20 protein-coding genes are annotated in these 19,935 nt (G+C 72.9%); 5 read left to right on the top strand and 15 right to left on the bottom strand.

Going from position 1 to position 19,935, the window contains the following annotated elements:
• Window positions 1-32 precede the first annotated feature (32 nt).
• The 6 genes from cyc2 to ACZ79I_RS31105 form a co-directional block, all read right to left on the bottom strand.
• On the bottom strand, window positions 33-2,204 hold the full coding sequence (cyc2, locus tag ACZ79I_RS31130; protein WP_471501662.1) for a germacradienol/geosmin synthase Cyc2: 2,172 nt from the start codon (window positions 2,202-2,204) through the stop codon (window positions 33-35).
• Window positions 2,205-2,282: 78 nt separating this feature from the next.
• Window positions 2,283-3,056 (bottom strand): ABC transporter ATP-binding protein, encoded by a 774-nt coding sequence (locus ACZ79I_RS31125; protein WP_471501660.1) that lies wholly within the window; start codon window positions 3,054-3,056, stop codon window positions 2,283-2,285.
• Between the two features lie 9 nt (window positions 3,057-3,065).
• Window positions 3,066-4,688 (bottom strand): benzoylformate decarboxylase, encoded by a 1,623-nt coding sequence (gene mdlC, locus ACZ79I_RS31120; RefSeq protein ID WP_471501658.1) that lies wholly within the window; start codon window positions 4,686-4,688, stop codon window positions 3,066-3,068.
• On the bottom strand, window positions 4,685-5,503 hold the full coding sequence (locus ACZ79I_RS31115; RefSeq protein WP_471501656.1) for an ABC transporter permease: 819 nt from the start codon (window positions 5,501-5,503) through the stop codon (window positions 4,685-4,687). Before ACZ79I_RS31115 ends, mdlC begins: the two co-directional genes overlap by 4 nt.
• Window positions 5,500-6,279, bottom strand: a complete 780-nt coding sequence (locus tag ACZ79I_RS31110) for an ABC transporter permease (protein ID WP_471501654.1) — start codon at window positions 6,277-6,279, stop codon at window positions 5,500-5,502. Before ACZ79I_RS31110 ends, ACZ79I_RS31115 begins: the two co-directional genes overlap by 4 nt.
• 22 nt (window positions 6,280-6,301) lie before the next feature.
• The gene (locus ACZ79I_RS31105) at window positions 6,302-7,270 is read right to left on the bottom strand and encodes an ABC transporter substrate-binding protein (RefSeq protein WP_471501652.1); all 969 of its coding nucleotides are present in this window, start codon (window positions 7,268-7,270) and stop codon (window positions 6,302-6,304) included.
• A gap of 188 nt (window positions 7,271-7,458) precedes the next feature.
• Between ACZ79I_RS31105 and ACZ79I_RS31100 the strand changes: the two genes are divergently transcribed.
• Window positions 7,459-8,376: a lytic polysaccharide monooxygenase auxiliary activity family 9 protein gene (locus ACZ79I_RS31100; protein ID WP_471501650.1), complete on the top strand. Its 918-nt coding sequence runs from the start codon at window positions 7,459-7,461 to the stop codon at window positions 8,374-8,376.
• A gap of 88 nt (window positions 8,377-8,464) precedes the next feature.
• Here ACZ79I_RS31100 and ACZ79I_RS31095 read toward each other — a convergent pair whose 3' ends face one another.
• Window positions 8,465-9,127: a Tat pathway signal sequence domain protein gene (locus ACZ79I_RS31095; protein ID WP_471501648.1), complete on the bottom strand. Its 663-nt coding sequence runs from the start codon at window positions 9,125-9,127 to the stop codon at window positions 8,465-8,467.
• 632 nt (window positions 9,128-9,759) lie between these two features.
• On the opposite strand from ACZ79I_RS31095, the gene ACZ79I_RS31090 reads away from it, so the two are divergent.
• Together ACZ79I_RS31090 and ACZ79I_RS31085 are read left to right on the top strand one after the other, a co-directional pair.
• Window positions 9,760-10,422, top strand: a complete 663-nt coding sequence (locus tag ACZ79I_RS31090; protein WP_471501646.1) for a DUF6230 family protein — start codon at window positions 9,760-9,762, stop codon at window positions 10,420-10,422.
• Window positions 10,422-10,841 (top strand): DUF6114 domain-containing protein, encoded by a 420-nt coding sequence (locus ACZ79I_RS31085; protein ID WP_471501644.1) that lies wholly within the window; start codon window positions 10,422-10,424, stop codon window positions 10,839-10,841. Before ACZ79I_RS31090 ends, ACZ79I_RS31085 begins: the two co-directional genes overlap by 1 nt.
• Window positions 10,842-10,992: 151 nt before the next feature.
• On the opposite strand, the gene ACZ79I_RS31080 is transcribed toward ACZ79I_RS31085, so the two are convergent.
• Window positions 10,993-11,307, bottom strand: a complete 315-nt coding sequence (locus ACZ79I_RS31080) for a hypothetical protein (RefSeq protein ID WP_471501642.1) — start codon at window positions 11,305-11,307, stop codon at window positions 10,993-10,995.
• A gap of 268 nt (window positions 11,308-11,575) precedes the next feature.
• Between ACZ79I_RS31080 and ACZ79I_RS31075 the strand changes: the two genes are divergently transcribed.
• Window positions 11,576-12,820: a cytochrome P450 family protein gene (locus tag ACZ79I_RS31075; RefSeq protein WP_471501640.1), complete on the top strand. Its 1,245-nt coding sequence runs from the start codon at window positions 11,576-11,578 to the stop codon at window positions 12,818-12,820.
• Between the two features lie 12 nt (window positions 12,821-12,832).
• On the opposite strand, the gene ACZ79I_RS31070 is transcribed toward ACZ79I_RS31075, so the two are convergent.
• The 5 genes from ACZ79I_RS31070 to ACZ79I_RS31050 are packed head-to-tail and all read right to left on the bottom strand — an operon-like array spanning window position 12,833 to window position 16,985.
• Window positions 12,833-14,179 (bottom strand): cytochrome P450, encoded by a 1,347-nt coding sequence (locus ACZ79I_RS31070; RefSeq protein WP_471501638.1) that lies wholly within the window; start codon window positions 14,177-14,179, stop codon window positions 12,833-12,835.
• Between the two features lie 56 nt (window positions 14,180-14,235).
• Entirely contained in the window at window positions 14,236-14,844 is a 609-nt protein-coding gene (locus ACZ79I_RS31065) for a GTP-binding protein (RefSeq protein WP_471501636.1), read from the bottom strand.
• Window positions 14,822-15,181 (bottom strand): DUF742 domain-containing protein, encoded by a 360-nt coding sequence (locus tag ACZ79I_RS31060; RefSeq protein ID WP_381082878.1) that lies wholly within the window; start codon window positions 15,179-15,181, stop codon window positions 14,822-14,824. The genes ACZ79I_RS31065 and ACZ79I_RS31060 overlap by 23 nt, the downstream gene beginning before the upstream one ends.
• On the bottom strand, window positions 15,178-15,609 hold the full coding sequence (locus tag ACZ79I_RS31055) for a roadblock/LC7 domain-containing protein (RefSeq protein WP_471501634.1): 432 nt from the start codon (window positions 15,607-15,609) through the stop codon (window positions 15,178-15,180). The genes ACZ79I_RS31060 and ACZ79I_RS31055 overlap by 4 nt, the downstream gene beginning before the upstream one ends.
• Entirely contained in the window at window positions 15,606-16,985 is a 1,380-nt protein-coding gene (locus ACZ79I_RS31050; RefSeq protein ID WP_471501632.1) for an ATP-binding protein, read from the bottom strand. The genes ACZ79I_RS31055 and ACZ79I_RS31050 overlap by 4 nt, the downstream gene beginning before the upstream one ends.
• A gap of 227 nt (window positions 16,986-17,212) precedes the next feature.
• Here ACZ79I_RS31050 and ACZ79I_RS31045 point away from each other — a divergent pair, with 227 nt between their 5' ends.
• A complete protein-coding gene (locus tag ACZ79I_RS31045; RefSeq protein ID WP_471501630.1) occupies window positions 17,213-18,169 on the top strand; it encodes an AraC-like ligand-binding domain-containing protein in 957 nt (318 codons plus the stop codon).
• Window positions 18,170-18,258: 89 nt separating this feature from the next.
• Here ACZ79I_RS31045 and ACZ79I_RS31040 read toward each other — a convergent pair whose 3' ends face one another.
• Window positions 18,259-18,906 carry a class I SAM-dependent methyltransferase gene (locus ACZ79I_RS31040; RefSeq protein WP_471501628.1) on the bottom strand — a complete coding sequence of 216 codons (648 nt, stop codon included), beginning with the start codon at window positions 18,904-18,906 and terminating at the stop codon, window positions 18,259-18,261.
• A gap of 102 nt (window positions 18,907-19,008) precedes the next feature.
• Complete coding sequence (locus ACZ79I_RS31035; RefSeq protein ID WP_471505324.1) at window positions 19,009-19,809, bottom strand: VOC family protein; 801 nt, start codon at window positions 19,807-19,809, stop codon at window positions 19,009-19,011.
• Between the last annotated feature and the right edge of the window lie 126 nt (window positions 19,810-19,935).

Below are 19,935 nucleotides of genomic sequence, written 5' to 3'. Positions count from 1 at the left end.
TCGCGGAGCCTCCGCGGCGGCCCTCCGCGCATTCAGCGTGCCACCGCAGCCGCCCGCCGGCCGACGGCCGGTGCCAGGTCCGGTACGAAGCCGTGGACGCGGCGGGCCAGGTCGGCGGCACCGTAACGGTGGCAGCCGCGGTGCCAGTTCAGGATGCCGGACATGTAGTGCCGCAGGTCCGCGACATAACCGTCCAGGACGGCGCGGGCCTCCTCGCCCAGCCGCAAGTCCTCGTACAGAACGGGCAGTTCGTGGGCGGCAACATGCTGGAACTGCCTCATGCGGCCGGTCATCAGGTCGTTGACGATGCGCAGGGCCGTCGGGTAGTCGCAGCCGAAGAAGTTCTGCACGACGAGCAGGGCGTTGTGGATCTCGCCCTCGTACTGGATCTCCTTCTGGTACGAGAAGACGTCGTTGACCAGCATCGCGTGGTCGACGGCCGCGTTCTCCAGCGCCCGGACCGTGCTGCTGCGGTACACCTCGGGAGGGACCGCGGGCCCGTGGCCGGCGCGGCACAGGTTCTTGGTGAGGTCGGCGCCGAAGGTGGCGCGCCGCATCTCCAGATAGTCGACGGGATCCGGGATGCGGTTCTGGAACTGGTTGGACAGCTCCCACAGCCAGCCCTCGGTCATCGTGTCCACGGCGGCCCGCAGTTCGCGCCGCCGCTCGGGAGTCATCGCGGCCGTGGTGTGCGCCCACAGGTCGATCAGTCCGCGCTCCATCGCGTTGACCGGTACGGGGGGTTCCGTGCCGTCGACGGGCATGCACGACGACAGGCGCTCGGTGCACAGCGCGGCCGCCGCGAGGTCGCGGCGGTGGCCGAAGACCAGCGGGTAGTAGTCGTCGCCGTACGTGCCCCAGGCCAGCCACCGTGAGCTGAGGTCCAGTGCCTCGGGTGTCGCGTCCGGGTCCAGGCCCGCGGCGCACAGCGGCAGGTCGAACGCCGCGAGCCTGTCCTCGTCCCAGACGCCCTCCTGGAGCATGCCCGTGCGCCGCGCCCAGGGCACGAGGCGGCTGCGGGCGCCGTCCAGGTGAGGGCTCAGTTCCACCTCGTAGGGCATGTGGATGTCGGGGATGAGCGAGGGTCCGACCTGCCGGAAGGGGACATGGGTGTACGCGCGCAGCCTCTCGGCCCCGGCGTCGGCGAGCAGCCCGCGCACATCGGCGGCCGACGTGCCGATGCCGGTGGGGCCGAGGGGCCGCTCCGCGGAGCGGGCTCGTCCGTTCATGTAGCGGCTGGACCTGGTGTGCCAGGCGTGGCCGCCCGACTGCCAGTCCTGCAGCCCCTTCGTGTACGCGGCGACGGCCGCCACCTCGTCCGGCGTGAGCCCCTTCGCCACGGCCAGCGCGGGCACCTCGGTGAGCGCCGTGTGCTCGAACTGGTGCAGCCGCGAGGTGAGGATGTCGTTGACGGTGTCGGCGGCCTGCTGCGTTCCGCAGCCGAAGAAGGTCTCCAGGACGAGGACGCCGTTGCTGAGTTCGCCCTCCTGCTCGACCTCGCGCTGGTAGGAGAAGAGGTCGTTGCGCAGATGGACCGCGTCGGCGAACGTCTCCATGAGCACGCGCAGCGGCCGGGCCGCGGCCACCCGGGCGGGCACTTCGGCGGTCGCGAACTCCACGAGCCCCGCCGACCAGGGGGCGCCGCCCACCTTGCGGCGCATCTCGATGTACTCGACGGGGTTGGCGATCCGCCCCTCGTCGATGTTGGACAGCTCCCACAGTGACTCGTCGAGCAGGTGCGCGGTGGCGGTCGCGAACCGCCGCCGCCAGTGCGGGGACATCGACGGCACCGTGCGGGCCCACAGGTCGGCGAGCCCCGCCTCGACGGGGTTCTCCGGCTCGGGAACGGGCGTCGCGAGGTCCAGCGGCATGAACGACGGCAGCCGGTCCAGGTGGGCCCTGCCACCCGCGCGGTCCCGGCTGCGTTTGAAGGTCTCCAGGAAGTGGTCGTCGAAGAAGAACACCCACACGTACCAGTCGGTGATGAGGGAGAGGGCCGGGCCGTCGCAGTCGGGGTGGGTGTACGCGCAGAGCAGTCCGTAGTCGTGCGCGTCGAGGTCGGACCGCTCCCAGATGCCGGAGCCCTCCAGCATGCCCATGGCCCGCGCCCAGTGCGCGGAGTGGGCGCGCGCCTCGTCGACATGCGGGTTCAGCCGTGCCGGGTACGGCATGTAGAAGCGGGGAAGGTCGAACGGCTGCGTCATGGCCGGGCCCTACCCGTGGCCGGTGCGGTACATCCGCGCGGCGGGACATGCTCCCACCATCGCGTGAACCGGGGGCGCTCAGCCGCCGGTTCGGTCGCGGACGCCCCCGCCGCGCACCGCCCGCCCCACCCGCGTCCGCAGCGCCACGAACTCCGGCAGGCCGCGGGTGGCGATCTGGTCCCGTGCGCCGGGGAGCGGGACCGGGAGGTCCAGGGCGACCCGCGCGGCCGGGCCCGGGGACAGGGCCACCACACGGTCGCCCAGGTAGACGCTCTCGTCGATGTCGTGCGTCACGAACACGATCGTCGCGCCGTCCGTGCGGTGGACCTCCAGGAGCAGGTCCTCCAGGTCCTCGCGGGTCTGGGCGTCGAGGGAGCCGAACGGTTCGTCCATCAGCAGCAGGGCGGGGCGGCAGACCAGCGCGCGGGCGATGGCGACCCGCTGCTGCATTCCGCCGGAGAGCTGCCAGGGGTGCCGGCGGGCCGCGTCGAGGAGGCCGACCCGCTCCAGGATGCGGTCGGCCTCCGCGCGTCGCGCGGCCCGGCCGAGTCCCCGGCGGCGCAGCGGCAGCGCCACGTTCTCGCGCACCGTCAGCCAGGGGAAGAGCGAGCGGCCGTAGTCCTGGAAGACGACCGCGAGCCGGTCCGGCACACCGGTCACCGCAGTCCCGTCCAGGACGATCTTCCCTTCGTACGCGGGCAGCAGTCCGGCGATGGTGCGCAGCAGCGTGGACTTCCCGCAGCCGGACGGGCCCACGACGCACAGGAGCTGGCCGTCGGGGACGGTGAGGCCGATGTCGCGCAGGACGACGTGGTCGCCGTAGCGCTGGCCGAGCGCGTCCAGTTCGAGCATGAGGTCCGCTCACCCGGCCCAGGGGGTGCGGGCGTCGTGTCCGGCGTACAGCGCGCCGTCCGCGCCCGTCACCCGGACGTGCAGCAGGAACGGGCCCTCGTCGTCCCCCGCCGCCAGCGCCCGGTCCAGGGCGGGGGCGAGGGCCCCGGGGTCGTCGACGTACGCCGACGGGCAGCCGAACGACGCGGCGAGCGCGGCGAAGTCGATGCCGTCGATGTCGGTGCCGGGGACCGGCGCGATGTCGATGCGGCGCCCCAGCGCCCGGACGGCGCCGTAGCCGCCGTTGTCGACGAGCACATAGGTCACCGGCGCGCGGTGCCGGGCCGCGGTCCACAGGGCCTGCACGGAGTAGAGCGCCGAGCCGTCGCCGACCACGCACACCAGCCGGCGCCGGTCGGCGAGCGCCCGCCCCACAGCGAGCGGCAGACCCCAGCCGAGCGCGCCGCTGCCGGTGGTGAGGAAGCCGCCGTCGGCGTCGACGCGCACGCGCGCGTGGAGCGTGTCGCGGTGGCTGGGGGTCTCCTCGACGAGCACGCGGTCGCCCGGCAGCCGCTCCTGGAGGAGGTCGAAGAGCAGCTCGGGGGTGAGCACACCGGGTGCGGCGCGCGGGCGCGGGGTCCGGGGCGGGGGCGGCGTGCGCCCGGACTCGCCCACCAGGGAGGTCAGCCGGGTCAGGGCCGGCTTGAGCGTGGTCACGATGCTCGTGCCGGTGGGCAGCCAGGCCGCCTGGGCGGGGTCGCAGTCCAGGTGGAAGAGTTCGGTGCCCGGACTCAGCGGCGGGCTCTCGGTGTGCACGTGGTAGGTGAACAGGGGCGCACCCAGGGCGATCACCACGTCGTACGGGTCCAGGCGCGCCGCCAGCTGGTCGGCGACGGGCGGCAGGAACCCCTGGAAGAGGGGGTGCGACTCGGGGAACCCGGAGCGGCCCGAGAGCGGGCTGATCCACACGGCGGCGCCGAGCCGCTCGGCGAGGGCGCGCACCTCGTCCAGGGCGTGTTCGTCGTCGACTCCCGGGCCGACGACCAGGGCGGGCCGGGCGCAGGCGTCCAGGCGTGCGGCGAGGGTGCGCAACGCCTGCGGGTCGGCCGTGTACGAGCTGTGGACGGCGCGCGGCGCGACCGGCTGCGCCGGCCGGTCCCAGTCGTCCTCGGGGACGGAGACGAACACGGGCCCGCGGGGCGGCGCCATCGCGATCCGGTGCGCCTCGGCGAGCACGGCCGGCACATCGGCGGCACGTTCCGGCTGGCGGCTGAACTTCACGTAGGGGCGCGGGAACTGGGCCGGTTCGTCCGCGCCGAGGAAGGGGCGCAGCTGGAGCAGGGCACGGGACTGCTGCCCGGCGACGACGACGAGCGGGACGCGGTCGCGGTGGGCGTTGAAGACGGCGCCCAGGGCGTGACCGACTCCGCCGGCCGAGTGCAGACTGACGAGGGCGGCGCGGCGGGTCCCTATCGCATGTCCCGCGGCCATGGCGACGGCGACGGACTCCTGGAGTCCGAGCACATAGGTGAAGTCGTCGGGCCAGTCGCGGAACATGCGCAGCTCCGTCGAGCCCGGATTGCCGAAGATCGTGGTCATTCCGGTGTCCCGGAAGAAGTCCAGGGCGCATTGCAGAACGGTCCGCTCGGTCATGCGGCGCTTTCCCTTCCCCGTCCGACCAGCCGCTTCTCCACGCCCAGCAGGCCGGTGTTGAGCAGGTTCCCGAGGACGCCGAGCAGGACCAGCGCCGCCCACACGGTGAGCAGGTCGGAGCGCGACTGGGCGTCGGTGAGCGCGAATCCGATGCCGTCGGCGGTACCGGGCAGCAGTTCCGAGAACACCATGAGGATGAGCGAGAGCGACAGGCTCAGGCGCAGGCCCGCGAGGATGCGTGGCAGCGCGGACGGCAGCAGGAGCAGCCACAGCCGCTCGGCGGCCGTCAGCCGCAGCACGGCGGCGACCTCCAGGCGCAGCGGGTCGGTGGCACGTGTGCCCTGCGCCGTGTTGATGAGAACGGGCCAGACGGCGCTGAACACGATGGAGGCGAGCTGCATCGGGGTGCCGAAGGCGAAGACGACCACGAAGACGGGGACGAGTGCGGGCGGTGGCACGGCGCGCGCGAACTGCAGCACCGGGTTGCACAGCGCGTACGCCTGGCGCGAGCGTCCCAGGAGCACACCGAGCGCGATGCCGGCGACGGCGGCGATCGCGAACCCGGCGGCCATCCGCCCCAGGCTGGGGAGGATCGTGTCGAGGGCCTCCCGGGTCAGGAAGACATGCCGGGCCGGTCCCGAGAACCACAGGTCGTAGGCGTGGCCCGCGATCCGGCCGGGCGGCGGGAAGTAGACGCTGCCGTGGGCGCGCGCCGCGGCCTCCCATCCGGCGACGGCGACCGCGAGCACGGTCCAGCGCAGGACGGCACCGCGCACCGCGACGGCGCGCGTCGACGGCGCACGCCCCCGCGTCACGCCGGCGCTCCTCGCCGCTCCGGCGTCCAGGGGAACAGCCGCCGCTCCGCCCACTCCAGTACCCCGTTGATCACCAGCCCGAGGACTCCGGCCCACATGACCCCGGCCAGCACGTCGAGCGCCCCGTCCGTCGCCGATTCCGCCTGGGCGATGAAGATGCCGAGCCCTTCGCCGAAGCCCGACAGGATCTCCGTAGCGACGGCCAGGACGAGCGCGACGGCCGCCGAGATGCGCACCCCGGCCGCGATGAAGGGCGCGGTGGCGGGGAGTTCGACGCGCAGCAGCACCGACACCCGGCCGAAGCCGAAGGCGCGCAGCGTGTCCTTGGCGAGGGGGTCCGTCTCGCCGAGCCCGTACACCGTGTTGAAGAGCACGGGCCACACGGAGGCGTAGGTGATGAGCGCGACCTTGGTCTCGGTGCCGGAGCCGAGCAGCAGCGAGACCAGGGGGATCAGGGCCACGGACGGCAGCGGCCGCAGGAACTCCACCACGGCCCGCACCGCGGCGTCGGCCACGGGCACGCTGCCGAGCAGCAGTCCCGCCGGGACGGCGAGCGCGCAGGCGAGGCCGAGCCCGAGCGCCCAGGCCCTCAGGGTCGCCGCGACACCGTTCAGGAAGGCGGGGTCGCCCGCCAGTCCGACGGCTCGCGCGGCCACCCGGGACGCCGGCGGCAGATAGCTCTCGCGGACGAGTCCGGCCCGGCTCACGGCTTCGCAGACACCGAAGGCGAGCAGCACTCCGAGGGCGCCGAGCCCGAGCTCCCGCCGTCGCCTCATCCGAGCCACCCGATCCCGCCGCTCACTTCACCAACAGCGACCCGGGGTCGACGTCCTTCGTCAGCAGCCCCTGTGCCCGCATCAGCGAGACGAGCCGCCGCAGCTGTGCCGCGTCGGCCTTCTCCGGATAGGCCGGCAGACGGATCGACTTCGCCTGGTCGGCGGTCACCTTGGTGAACGTGGGGAGTTCCCGGCGTACGGCGTCGGGGGTCCGGTTCGCGAGCGCCGCGGCGGCGGCGAGGGCGCGCTGGAACGCGGCCACCGCCTCGGGGTTCTTCGCGGCGAAGCGGCCCGTGGTGACGTACCCGCTGATCGGGATCAGCCGCACCGGCGGGGACGCGCCGTCCAGGAGGATCCGGGCGCCGAGGTCCTTCTGCAGGGCGCTGTCGAACGGCTCGGCCGCGTGCACCGCGTCCACCTGCCCCTTCTGCAGGGCGGGGCCCATCTGCGGGAAGGTGATCTGCCGGTACACGGGCCGCCCCGCACCCTGCGCGTCGAGGATCGCGTCGAGGGTGAGCGACTGGATGTTGTTGAGGATGTTGACGGCGACCTTCTTGCCCTTGAGGTCGGAGACGCTCTTGATCGGCGAGTCCTTGGGCACCAGCACGTCCATCATGTGCGACGCGGCCCGGGCGCCCTCGGCGACGATGCGCAGGTCCAGCGTCCCCTTGTCGTACGCCTGCAGGAACGTCACGTAGTTCGCCCCGGCGATGAGGTCCACCTGCCCCTTGGTGAGCGCGGGCAGCGCCTGGATGCTCTGCTGGACGGGCTGGATGCGGACGTCCAGCCCTTCCTTGCGGAAGAGCCCGCGGTCCTGCGCGAGGTAGAGCGCGGCTTCGTCGGCGAGCGGGACGGCGGCCACGGTGATCGTCTGCCGCCCGCTCTCGGAGGAGGATTTCCCGTCGCCGCCGCAGGCGGTGACGGCCAGGGCGAGGGCGGCCAGCGCCGCCGCCAGTCTTCCCGTTCCTGAGCGCAGTCGAGGTAACGCCATGTATGCATGACTACCAGTCAGTTGACATGATCACCACATAGGAATGGTCAAGCGCGTGTGCTGTGGAGAAATGCGCGGGGCAAACGCGCCGCCGTGCCACCGCGGCGGCCCGCGTCTGAACACCCGGCGCCGCCCGCCCGTACTTCTCGGCACGCACCCACCGGACCCATGTGCCCTGGAGACACCGGATGACCGCACACCGCACCACCGCCGCGGCCGCCGTCGCCGTGTCGGTCACGCTGCTGACCGCGACCCCGGCCCTCGCCCACGGCGCGCCCACGGACCCGGTCAGCCGGGTGGTCGCGTGCTCGCCCGAGGGGGGCGACCGGGCGCGGAGCGCCGCGTGCCGGGCGGCGGTGGAGGCGAACGGCGCCCCGTTCACGGCGTGGGACAACCTGCGGGTCGCGGACGTGAACGGCCGGGACCGACGGCTCATCCCCGACGGACGGCTGTGCAGCGGAGGGCTGCCCTCCTACCGGGGCCTCGACCTGGCGCGCTCCGACTGGCCGTCGACGCGGCTCGCGCCGGGCGCGTCGCTGACCATGGCGTACAGCTCGACGATCCCGCACACCGGCACGTTCAAGCTGTTCCTGACGAAACAGGGGTACGACCCCACCAGGCCCTTGGCCTGGTCCGATCTCCCGGCGAAGCCCTTCGCCCAGGTCACTGACCCGCCGCTGGTCAAGGGCGCCTACCGGATCGGGGTGAAGCTCCCGGCGGACCGGACGGGGCACCACGTCCTCTACACGATCTGGCAGAACTCGAGCACGACGGACACGTACTACTCGTGCTCGGACGTGGTCTTCCCCGCGTCGGGCGCATCCGGTGCGGCGGGTGGCTCCGCGACCCGGGGTGCGTCCGGGAACCCGGGCACCGCGGACGCCTCGGGTGCCTCCGGTACCTCGGAGACCGGGGCCACGCCGGCACAGCCTTCGGCGGTGCCGGACGACCCGGCGACGACCGTGCCCGGCACCCCGGCGGCGGCCGCCGCGCCCCGCTCCGGTTCCGGCGGCGGCCCGTCGATGCCGCTGCTGGCGGGCGGCGCCGCGGCGGTGGCGCTGCTCGCGGGGGGTACCGCGCTGGCGCTGCGCCGACGGCGCGGATGAGGACGATCGCCCGCCCGCGGCCGGAGCAGGACGACCGCCCCGGCTCCGCGGAGCGCCGGAAGCGGTCGTCCACCCGGATCGCCGGCCGTCAGTTGACGTAGACCGGGCTGTTGCCCTGGCTGGTGTCGGTGACCGGGGCGTACTTCGCCGTGAAGAAGCCGTTGGCGAAGCACAGGGACGAGCCCGAGGACTTGGTGAACTGCTGGTTGGTGAAGGTGATGCTGTTGTCGGCGTTGCTCGCCGTGCCGGTCAGGCTCGGGGCCTGGTAGACGCAGGTGATCGTGCCGAGCAGGGTGCGCAGCTTCACCGTCGTCTGGATGGTGGAGCCCGCGGCCGGGGTGACGGTGACCGTGCCGCCGGAGGTGACGGAGGTCGAGTAGGGCAGGTTGTCGACGTTGATGCTGGAGACGCTCAGGACACCGGTGACGTTGCTGGTGCAGCTGCTGCTGTCGAAGCTCTGGCCGGTGAGCGACTCGGTCGCGGTGCCGGGCGCGGCCGGGTTGCCGGTGACGGTGGCGCTGAACGAGGAGGAGGTGCAGGTGACGCCGCTGGTGCCGGTGCTGCTGGAGTAGAGCGTGGCCGCGGTGCCGCTGGCGAGCGAAGCGTTGAGGACGTCGCCGACGGCGACGGCGGTGCCGCCCGCGCTGCCGGTGGTGAGCACGGTGCCGTCCGCGGAGGCGGGGGTGGCGGCTGCCACGGCGAGGGCCGCGGCGGCGCCGGCGACGGCGAGCAGGGATCGGGTCGAACGCATGGGGGGTGCCTCTTCTCCGAAGTGGGGGCCTGTGCGGGTGGTGTGCCGCTGCCGGTCCGCGACGCCTTCTCCGTACGTGACGGACCAACAGCGACGAACGAGGCACGGGGAACGGACCGCGGACAGGGGAAGGCGGCCGTACCGGTGCCGCGAAGGGGTGGTACAGGATCACGAGCGGTGTGAAGGATCCGTACATCGCACGGCGCGTGCAGAGGTGTCGCCAACGCCCCGGAAGGACGGGGCCGGGAGAGCGACGTGCTCCGTGCGAACGGATCCGGCGCCACGGATCCGTGGGAAAACAGTGGCAGTTGTAGACCTGATCAACCGTCAACGTCAAGAAGTTTCAACCAAGTTGGCGTTGAAAGGGGCTCAAGTGCACGCACAGTCGGGCCATTGCCGGTCCGGATCCGGACGCAGCTCGTGCATGGGCGTCACACAATCGACACCTCTTTGCCACAACTCCCTTGACCGCTTGCTGTAACCCCGGGTAACTTCCTCGTCGGCCCCCTGCCGCGCCACGAGTAAGCCCTTGCACACGCCGGGAGGTGTGAGGAGGCGTGAGCGGCAGCAGTCCGCGCCAGGACAACGTGCCAGCGAAGCCCTACTTGCATTGACTATGCCCAGGAGCAGACATGGCCTCGTCCCCGGACGCCACGGCGTCCACCGGTTCCACCCCCGAGCTCCCCGACGAGGGGTCGCCCGAGAGACGCGGGCGAGTCCGCCTGCGCCGCGCCGCGGTGATGGCGGTGCCTGCCACCGCGATCGCCGCGGGACTCATGATCCTCACGGCCCAGGGCGCGCTCGGCGTCCAGTTCGCCATCTCCGGGATGCCGTTCACGGTCACCGCCACGAACCTCGACGGCACCGGTTTCGAGCAGTTCGGCGCTCTCGACAACATGGCCGAGGGCAGCCCGAACGCCGGCGACACCGGCGGCCAGGTCCTGGTCGTCACCTCGGCGATCAAGAACGCGACGCTCACCAAGCTGTGCCAGAGCGTCGACCTCGGCGGCACCAACCTGCTCATCACCGCGGGCAGCGGTGCCGAGAAGGTGACCGCGAGCGATCTGACCACCGACTCGACCGTGCTGTCCGGCGACGCCGCGTTCAACAACATCGAGATCGGCAACGACGCGAGCACGCTGGACAAGGCGGGGGTCCAGGGCCCCAAGGGCGTCTTCAGCCAGCAGGCCGACACCGTGCACATCGGCAACCTGCGGCAGACCAACTACGCGACCACGGCAGGCGTGTTCAAGCTGCCCGGGCTCAAGCTCCGCTTCAGCGACACGGGCTGCTGATGAGCGGCCGGACAAGGACCGCCTTCCGGCGGTGGCGAGCGGCCCGTCCCTTCTGGGGCGGGCTGCTGCTGACGTTGGGCGGGGCGGAGATCCTTCTCACCGAGAAGGCGTCGCTGAAGGTGGTCATGCACATCGGCATGCAGGGCCTGGCGGGGTATCTCCTGCCGACGGTGATGGTGCTGTGCGGTCTGCTGGTCCTCTTCAACCCCCAGCAGCGGCTGTTCTACTCGATCATCGGCATCCTGCTGTCGCTGGGCACCTGGCTCACGTCCAATCTGGGCGGTTTCCTGATCGGCCTGCTGCTGGGCGCGACGGGCAGTTGTCTCGCCTTCGGCTGGCTGCCGGACCAGGAACCCCGCCGGGGCCGGCTGCGCCGCCGTCGCGCGCCGTCCCCCACCGCGGACACGGCCACGTCCTGACCCTTCCGCACCTCGGCGGGCGGTCCTGCGACGTCCCACGCCCCACCGCACGGGACTCCCCCACCGGGCCCCCGCCCGCCGAGGCCGAGCCGGCGGGCCGGGCCCCGCCGGCGACGGGGCCCGGCCCGCCGGGGGGCCGCCCGATGGGAGGTCAGGGGGCGGTCAGGGCCGAGTGGAGGCGGTGGGCGGTGGTGCACTCGCGTTCACGGGAGGGCGGGACGCTCCAGTACAGGCCCGGTCCCGTCGTGCGGTGCAGCGGCGGAACGGCCACATGGCAGCCCGAGCCGAGCACCTGCACCCCCGGCAGCCGCCAGCCGTCCGCCGAGTCCGGCAGCACGAGCCAGTACAGGATGCCCCCGAAACCGTCCTTGATCACGGCGCCGGTCTCGTCACCGAGGTGCTGCAGCGTGCGCGCCCCGAGCGCGAGGGGCACGCGGACCGCGTCCCACCACCGCCCGGCGGGCATCGTCCGCACCTCGGCGCTGTAAGGGCGCATCCATCGCGGCGCCCCACCGTCCGTCCTGCCGAACACAAGCCCTCCCAGGCTTCCGAACAACCGACCTCCCCCTCACCCCCTCCACCCCTCACCCTAGGACCGGCCCACCGGGCGAACTTGCCTGCACGCGCAGGGAAGTTGCGCGCGTACGCACCGCCGCGCCCCACCCCCGTGGCAGCGCTCCCCCTCCGCGTACGGTGACGCGTCGTACGAACGCCCGAACGCCAGGGAGGCTTCGATGGGGAACCCGACCCCCATAGTGATTGACGCGACCGGTCGTGACATCCACGGCGAGGCCGCACGCATCCGTGCCCGGGGACCGGTGACCCTCGTCGAGCTCCCCGGCGGGGTGCCGGCGTGGGCCGTGAGCGACGCCGACCTGCTGAAACGGCTGCTCACCGACCCCCGGGTGTCCAAGGACCCGCGACAGCACTGGCCCACCTGGATCAACGGCGAGGTCTCCCCCGAGTGGCCGCTGTTCACCTGGGTCGCGGTGCAGAACATGTTCACCGCGTACGGCGGCGACCACAAACGGCTCCGCGGGCTCGTCTCCAGGGCGTTCACCCCCCGTCGCATCGCCGCGCTCCAGCCCCGCATCGAGGAGATCACCGCGCAGTTGCTCGACCGGGTCGGCCAGGCCGGGCGCACCGGCGAACCCGTCGATCTGCGCGAGGAGTTCTGCTACCCGCTGCCGATCCAGGTGATCAGCGAGCTGTTCGGCCTGCCGGAGGAGAAGGGCGCCGAGCTGCGGTCCCTGGTCGACAGCATCTTCCACACCTCGGCGAGCCCGGAGGAGGTCACCGACACCTACGGGCGGCTGTACGCCACCCTGGGCGAACTGGTCGCGTCCAAGCGCGAGTCGCCCGGCGACGACCTGACCTCCGGGCTGATCTCGGCCCGTGACGAGGAAGGGGACACCCGGCTCAGCGAGCAGGAACTCCTCGACACGCTGGTGCTGTTGATCAGCGCCGGCCACGAGACGACGGTCAACCTCCTCGACAACGCCGTCCACGCCCTGCTCACCCACCCGGACCAGCTGGCGCACGTCCGCACGGGCCGCGCGTCCTGGGACGACGTGATCGAGGAGACCCTGCGCGTCGATTCGCCCGTCGCCAGCCTGCCTCTGCGGTACGCCGTCGAGGACCTGGCGATGGGCGAGTTCGGCGGCCCCGAGGAGGTGTCCATCCGCAAGGGCGAGGCGATCCTGGCCGCGTACGCCGCCGCCGGGCGCGCCCCCGAGCGGTACGGCCCGGAGGCCGACCGCTTCGACGTCACCCGCGCCGACAAGGAGCACCTCGCCTTCGGTTACGGCGTCCACTTCTGCCTGGGCGCGCCGCTCGGCAGGCTGGAGGCGCGCATCGCGCTGCCCACCCTCTTCGAGCGGTTCCCGGATCTCAGGCTCGCCGTGCCCGAGGGAGAGCTGGAGCCCGTCGACTCGTTCATCTCGAACGGCCACCGGGCCCTTCCGGTGCGCCTGGCCTGATCGCCTCGGGAGTCACTCCCCGCGCCACCACGCCAGCAGCCGGGCCCAGCCGTTCCTCGGCCGGTCGGCCGCCGCGGGCCCGGACGCCGGCTCCGGCACGAGGGGCGGATGCTGCCCGGCGGCCGGGCCCGCGGCCGGCGCGGTGGCCGCTGCCGCGGGGGCGGGCGGGAACGTCACGGGCAGCGCGGCCAGCGCCCGGTGGAAGGGGCCGGGCCGCCACACCAGCTCTGTGACGGGCACGGCGAGTTCGACGTCCGGCAGCCGGTCCAGGAGCTTTTCCACCGCGACCGCCGCGATCAGCCGGGCCGGGCTGATCGCCGGGCAGGTGTGCGGGCCCGCGCTCCACGCCAGATGGGCGCGGTTGCCCGCCCGCTGGTCGGCCGTCAGGGCGGGGTCGGTGTTGGCGGCGCCGAAACTGACCACGAGCGGATGGCCCGCGCGCAGCCGCACGCCCTCGTAGGTGACGTCGTGGATCGGGAAGTGCACCGCGTAGTTGGCCATCGGCGGGTCCGTCCACAGCACCTCGTCGAGGGCGTCCTCCACCGGCAGGCTGCCGCCGGACAGGTCGCCCGCGAACCGGTCGTCCGACAGCAGCAGCCGCAGACCGTTGGCGATGAGGTTCTGCTGCGGCTCGGTGCCCGCGCCCATCAGCAGGACCAGGGTGTGCACCAGCTCCTCGTCCGTGAGGCGGGCCGGATGGGCGATGAGCCGGCTCGTCACGTCCGCACCCGGCTTCGCCCGCTTCAGCGCCACCAGATCCGCCACGGTCGTGCTGAGCAGTTCGTTGGCCTTCTCGGCCTCCACGCCGTCGAAGATCCCGGACATGCCCTCGACGAGCCGCAGCCCGTACTCGGTGGGGCAGCCGAAGAGATGGTTGAACACCAGCAGCGGCAGCACCTGGGCGTACTCGCCGAGCAGATCCGCCTGCCCGGCGGGCGCGAACCGGTCGATGAGGGTGTCCGCGCTGGACTCCACATAGCCGCGCAGGGTGTGGGGATCGACCCGGGCGAGGCTGTCGGTGATCGCCCCGCGCAGCCGCCGGTGCTCCTCGCCGTCCGTGAGCAGGGCGTTGGGCCGGTACGCCATCATCGGCACGACCGGGCTGTCCATCGGGACGGTGCCGTCGGCGAGGTCCTGCCAGCGGCGGGAGTCCTTGGAGAAGGTCTCCGGGCTGCGCAGGACGTGCAGGGCGGCGTCGTAGGAGACCACCAGCGTGGCCCGGACGCCGGGGGCCAGTTCGACGGGCGCGAAGGGCCCGGCCGCGCGCAGCCGCCCGTAGACGGCGGCCGGATCGGCGGCGAACTCCGGCCCGTACAGGGACTCGTGGGCCGGGCAGCCCGGGGGTGGTACGGCACTCACGCGTACTCCAATTCGCCGGTGCGGTTCGTCAGGCGGCCGGTGCGTCCCCGGCCCGGTCAGGTACCGGCCGGCGGTTCACCGGTGCCGGTCCGGTTCAGCAGGTACTCCACGAGGGCGATCAGCGCCCGCGTCGAGGAGACGCGGTCGCGGGCGTCGCAGCGGACCAGCGGGGTCTCGGGCAGCAGGTCGAGGGCCTCGCGCACCTCGTCCAGCTCGAACACCGGGGCGCCGTCGAAGTCGTTGACGGCGACCGCGTACGGCAGCCCCAGCTCCTCCAGCACCCCCATGACGCCGAAGGACTGGCTGAGGCGGCGGGTGTCGGCCAGCACCAGCGCACCGAGGGCACCCCGGGTCATGTCCTGCCACAGCTCGGTGAAGCGCTGCTGGCCCGGGGTGCCGAACAGGTAGAGCACCAGCTGGTCGTTGAGGGTGAGCCGGCCGAAGTCCAGCGCGACCGTGGTGGTGGTCTTGTCGGTGGTACCGGCGAGATCGTCGACGAGGGCACCCGCCTGCGTCATGACCTCCTCGGTGCGCAGCGGGCGGATCTCGGAGAGCGCGCCGACGAACGTGGTCTTGCCGACCGCGAAGTGACCGACGATCAGCAGCTTGGCCGCGGTCCGTACGCTGCTGCGCAGATAGACGTCAGAGGCGGGCGCGAAGCCCATCGAGGACCTCCTGGAGGATGCGGGTGTCGGACGGCGCGGCGGCCGGGACCGGGGCGCGGGAGACGAGATGGCCGCTGTCCATGAGGTCGGCGACCAGCACCTTGGTGACGCTGACGGGCAGTTCCAGATGCCCGGCCACCTCGGCGAGCGACAGCGCCCCCGGCCGGCACAGTTCGAGGATCCGGCGCTTCTCCGGGCTCAGCCCGGGCGGCGGCACGTCACCGGTGGCGATCATCAGGGTGACCAGGTCCAGGGCGGTGCGGGTCGGGTGGGCGCGCCCGTCGGTGACCACGTACGAGCGCACGAGCCGCTCCCCGGGGCGGCGCCGGGGCGTCATGCCGGGCTGCCGCCGTGCGCGACCGGGCCGGTGTCCCGGCGGACCGGGCTGGTCAGCTCCCGGCCTAGCCGGTCGACCAGTTTGTGCATGCGGTAGGTGACGGCCTCCATGTCCACGTCCTGGCTGGTGGAGACGGCGAGGTAGGCCCCCTCCCCGGCCGCGGCCAGGAACACGTATCCGTGCGCGAACTCGATCAGCGTCTGCCGCCACGGGGTGCCCGGTGTGCCGCAGAACTCGGCGGTGCTGCGGCTGATCGACTGGACGCCGGAGAGCCCGGCGGCGAGCCGCTCGGCGTCGTCACGTTCGATGTCCGCCGAGTGAGCGCGCAGCATGCCGTCGGCGGAGAGCAGGATCGCGTGCCGGGCCTCGGGCACCTTCAGCACGTCGTCGAGCATCCATCCCAGCTCGTTGGTCGTGGGCTCGATCATGGCTGGGGGGTCCCTTCGTCGCTGGTGCTGTGGTTCTCGGTGTCACGGGCGTCGTCCGGCGAGTCCTGCGCGGTCCGGCCGAAGCGGGTGCCACGGGCGAACGCCCCCATCCGGCGGGCGTTCTCCTCTGCGGAGCGGTGCTCGACGTCGTCGGCCGGGGCGGCGGCGGGTGCGGCCGGCTGCGAGGCGCGGGGGGTCCGTCGCCGCCGCTTCGGCAGGCCCCCGGGTGTGCTCCCCACGACCTCGGCTGGGCGCGGCGCGGAGTCGTCCGTGCCGGAGGACGGGGCCGCCTCCGGGTCCGGGGCGGGGGCGGGGGCAGAGGCGGAGGCGGAGGCGGAGGCGGAGGCGGAGGCGGAGGGGTCCTCCGGCGCGGCGGCATCGGCGTGCGTGAGCAGCGCACTCGGCAGGAACACCACGGCCCGTACGCCCCCGTAGGGGGACCGCGTGTCCACGGACACGCTGAATCCGTACCGCACGGCGAGCACACCGACGACGGCGAGGCCGAACCGGGGCGGGTCGTCGAGCCGGGTGACGTCGACGGAGCGGCGGCCGTCCAGGAGTTCGGTCGCGCTCGCCACGGACTGCGCGTCCATGCCGACCCCGGCGTCGTCGACGATGACGCAGGCGCCGTTGTGCACCGCGCTGACGCCCACCTCGACGGTCGTGTTGGGCTGCGAGTGGCGTGCCGCGTTGTCGAGGAGCTCGGCGATGGCGAGGACCACCGGCTCCACGGCACGGCTCTCGACGGCGATGTCGACCTCTCCGGTGATGCGCACCCGGCGGTAGTCGCGGATGCGGGAGGTCGCGCCGCGCACCACCTCGACCAGCGGGGAGGTGGAGCGCTGGCGTCCGGGCCAGGAACCGCACAGCACGGCGATGGCCTGCGCGCGGCGGCCGAACTGGGCGTTGGTGTGGTCGATTTCGAGCAGGTCGCGCAGCACGTCGGGGTGGTCGTGCCGGTCCTGCATCTCGGCGATGGCGACCTGCTGCTCGTTGGCGAGGGCCTGGATCGAGTGCATCGACGCCTTCAGGGCGGCCTTCGCGGACTGGTCGGCGCGGGCCTGGGCGTGGGCCACGGCGCCGGAGAAGCTCTCCAGCACGCCGTCGAGGCACTTGCCGAAGTCGGTGCTGGCCAGGCGTGGGTCGAGCGGGCCGGGGCCGGGGACGGGGTCGTGCGGGGAGTCGGCGAGCGCGGGCAGCCGGACCGACACCAGGTGCCGCACCTCGTCCTCGCGTGCGCGCACGTCGCCGGCCAGCGTCTCGGCGAGCAGGCGCTGGCGCCGGGTGATGCCGCGCTGGCGCATCAGCAGCACCACGACGGCGAGCAGCAGGGCTGCCAGGCACCAGAACAGCGGCTCCGGTATCCGTTCGGTCATGAAGTCCCCAAGAGCGGACGCGAGTGGACGGGCGGCGCACAGGCTAGCGGCATCCGGGCCGAACAACTTTTGCGCGGACGAAAGGAATCCGCCACGGGGCGCACACCCCGGACGTGCGGACGCTGCGTGTGCTCTAAGATGACCGGGAGTAACTCCCGCCTGATCACGCGGTAGTTGCTGTATTGCCTGCATGGGCGGTCGGCACACGCGGTACCGAAGGGGGATCGTTGTCCACGGGAAGCTACGTCGTGGAATCGGTCAGGACAGGTGAGGTCGGCGCACGGGAACGCACCGACTTCTGGAGCGAGCACGTGGTGTCCTTCCAGACCCCGCTGGACTTCAGGTACGCGCACTCCGAGGCGTTCCGCGGGGAGATGACCCGGCAGCGCAGCGACTCGTACCAGCTGGTGAGCTGGAACTGCGACCAGATCGAGTACGTCCGCACCCCCGGCCTGGTGCGCCGGAAGCCCGACGACGCCTACCGGTTCGTGCTTCCCGCCTCCGGTGAGCTGGTGCTGCGGCAGGACGGCCAGGAGGCGCGGCTGACCCCGGGCACCGGCAGCCTGATGACGCTCGGCGCGCCGTTCGAGCTGGCGCACGACGCCTCGCTGCGGGGGATCATCCTGTCGATCCCCTCCCAGGAGATCGACGGCCCGCTGGGCCGCAAGGCGCCGCTGGCCACGGGCCTCGACCTGACGCGGGGACTGGGCCGCGTGGTGGACTCCATGGTGCGGTCGCTGCACGAGGAGCGGGACCACCTGACGGGAACCCAGTTCGACGCGGTCTCGGACCGGATCGTGGAGCTGCTGTGCATGCTGGCCGCGGGCGACGACCGTCCGGACGCGCCGGGCCACCTGCGCGAGGTCGAGGCGATGGTCCGCCGCTACGTCCGCGAACACGCCGCGGACCCCGCCCTCAGCGGCTCGTCGATGGCGCGGGACCTCGGCTGGTCCCTGCGCCAGATACAGCTCGCCCTCCAGCGCGTGGGCACCACGCCCCGGGACCTGATCCGGGAGGAGCGGCTGCGGCTGGTGCGCGACCGGCTCCGCTGCACGGACTGCGCGTATCTGACGATCACGGAACTGGCCTACGCGTGCGGCTTCTCCTCGGCCAGCACGCTCAGCACGGCGTTCCGCCGGCGCTTCGGGATGAGCCCGCGCGAGATGCGCCACCGCCACCGCTGAGGGCGGGGGCGGTCGCACCGCTGTCCGACGGGCTGCTGGAAGCCGGACCGGGGGAAGCCCCGCTGCGGCGAGTCGCAGAAAGCCCCTGCCTAGGCTTTGCGGGCGAGCAGATGAACCTCCCGGAACTGCCGCCGGTCGGTGGGCTGGGGCTCGCGAACCATCCGGGCCACCTCGGCCAGCCCGGACCGGCGCAGCAGCACGGCGAGATGATCCGGCGACCACCGATAGGCCGGCGCGACCGCGTGATCGAAGACCTGCGTGGGGTGGGACGGATCGTCGCTGGCGGAGAAGCCGATCAGGAGGTGTCCGCCAGATGCCAGCACACGGTGGAACTCGGCCAGGATGACGGGGAGTTCTCGCGGCGGTGTGTGGATGACGGACCAACGTGACAGCATGCCGCCCAGCACCCCGTCAGCGATGTCCAGCGCGGCCATCGAGCCCACGTCGAACCGCAGACCCGGATAGGTCTGCCGGGCCGACTCGATCATCGCGGGAGAGGCATCGACGCCGAACGCCGCCAGCCCCAACTCATCCAGGTGGCAGGTGATATGACCGGGCCCACATCCCAGGTCCGCGACCCGGCCGTTGCCACTCGCGCCCACCACCTCGGCGAAGGCGCTCAAGACCGCGCGGTCCAGGGGCCTGTCCCGCAGCTCGCCGCGGAACATCTGCGCGTACACGGGGGCGGCAGCGTCGTAGGCATCGCGGGTGGCGGTGAAGGCATCGTGTCCGACCATGCTCACGACAGTAGTTCCCTGCGCTGGGACGGGCCGGGAGAATCGCGCTCTCCCCACCCGCCTGTCGGCCCCGCCACGCAGGTGGGGGCCGACTGCGGCCGGTCAGGGCTCTCGTTTCGCGGTCACCGTGAAGCGGGCGCCGTCCGGGTCGGCCAGTACCGCGTCCCCGGCGCCCTCCTGCCAGCGCAGAACGCTGCCGCCGTGGGCGCGGGCGGTCCGGACACAGGCGTCCACGTCGGCGACCGCGAAGTGGATCTGCCAGTGCGGGCGGATCGTGGGGTCGGGGGCGGCCTCCACGGCACCCGAATGGATGCGGGCCACCACCGACCCGCCGCTGCGCAGGACGACCTCGTCGCCGTCGTAGTGGACCTCGCAGCAGCCGGGGACCGCGGAGGCCCAGCCCAGCACCTCCCCGTAGAAGATGGCGGCGTCGAAGGCGTCGCGCGTGTGCAGCCGGATGAAGGTGGGGGCGGCCTCGCGCCACTCCTCCCAGCCGGTCACGAGCCGGCCCTCCCAGATGCCGAAGACGGCTCCGTCGCGGTCCGCGAGCACGGCCGCCCGGCCGGGCGGGAAGGCGAGCGGCCCGACGGCCGCGGTCCCGCCCCGCTCCCGGCAGCGGGCCACGGCCTCGTCGGCGCTGGAGACCGCGAAGTACGGGGTCCAGGCGACGGCCATCTGCCACATCGAGGCCACGGCGGCGATCCCGGCGACGGGCACGCCGTCCGCCTGCGCCACCCGGAACCGGTCGCCGAGGCTGTTCGGCCGCCATTCCCAGCCGAACACGGCCCGGTAGAACTCCTCCGCGGCCTCGACGTCGCGCGTGGTGAGACTGACCCAGCACGGTGCGCCGAACACCGCCTGAGTGGAGACATCCCTCCGGCCGCGTGCCTCGTTCTTGACCATGACCACACCGCCCGGTTCCGGGAGGGAGATGCCGGGCACCTCCTCCGCCGTTCGCTCAGGGCCCACGGGTACCCCGATCGCACCTCTGCAAGGATGCGCCACCGGGCGCCGGGCGTCATCCGGAGA

It is taken from the genome of Streptomyces sp. PSU-S4-23 (assembly GCF_055632315.1).
This window is presented reverse-complemented; position numbering and strand designations above follow the sequence as displayed.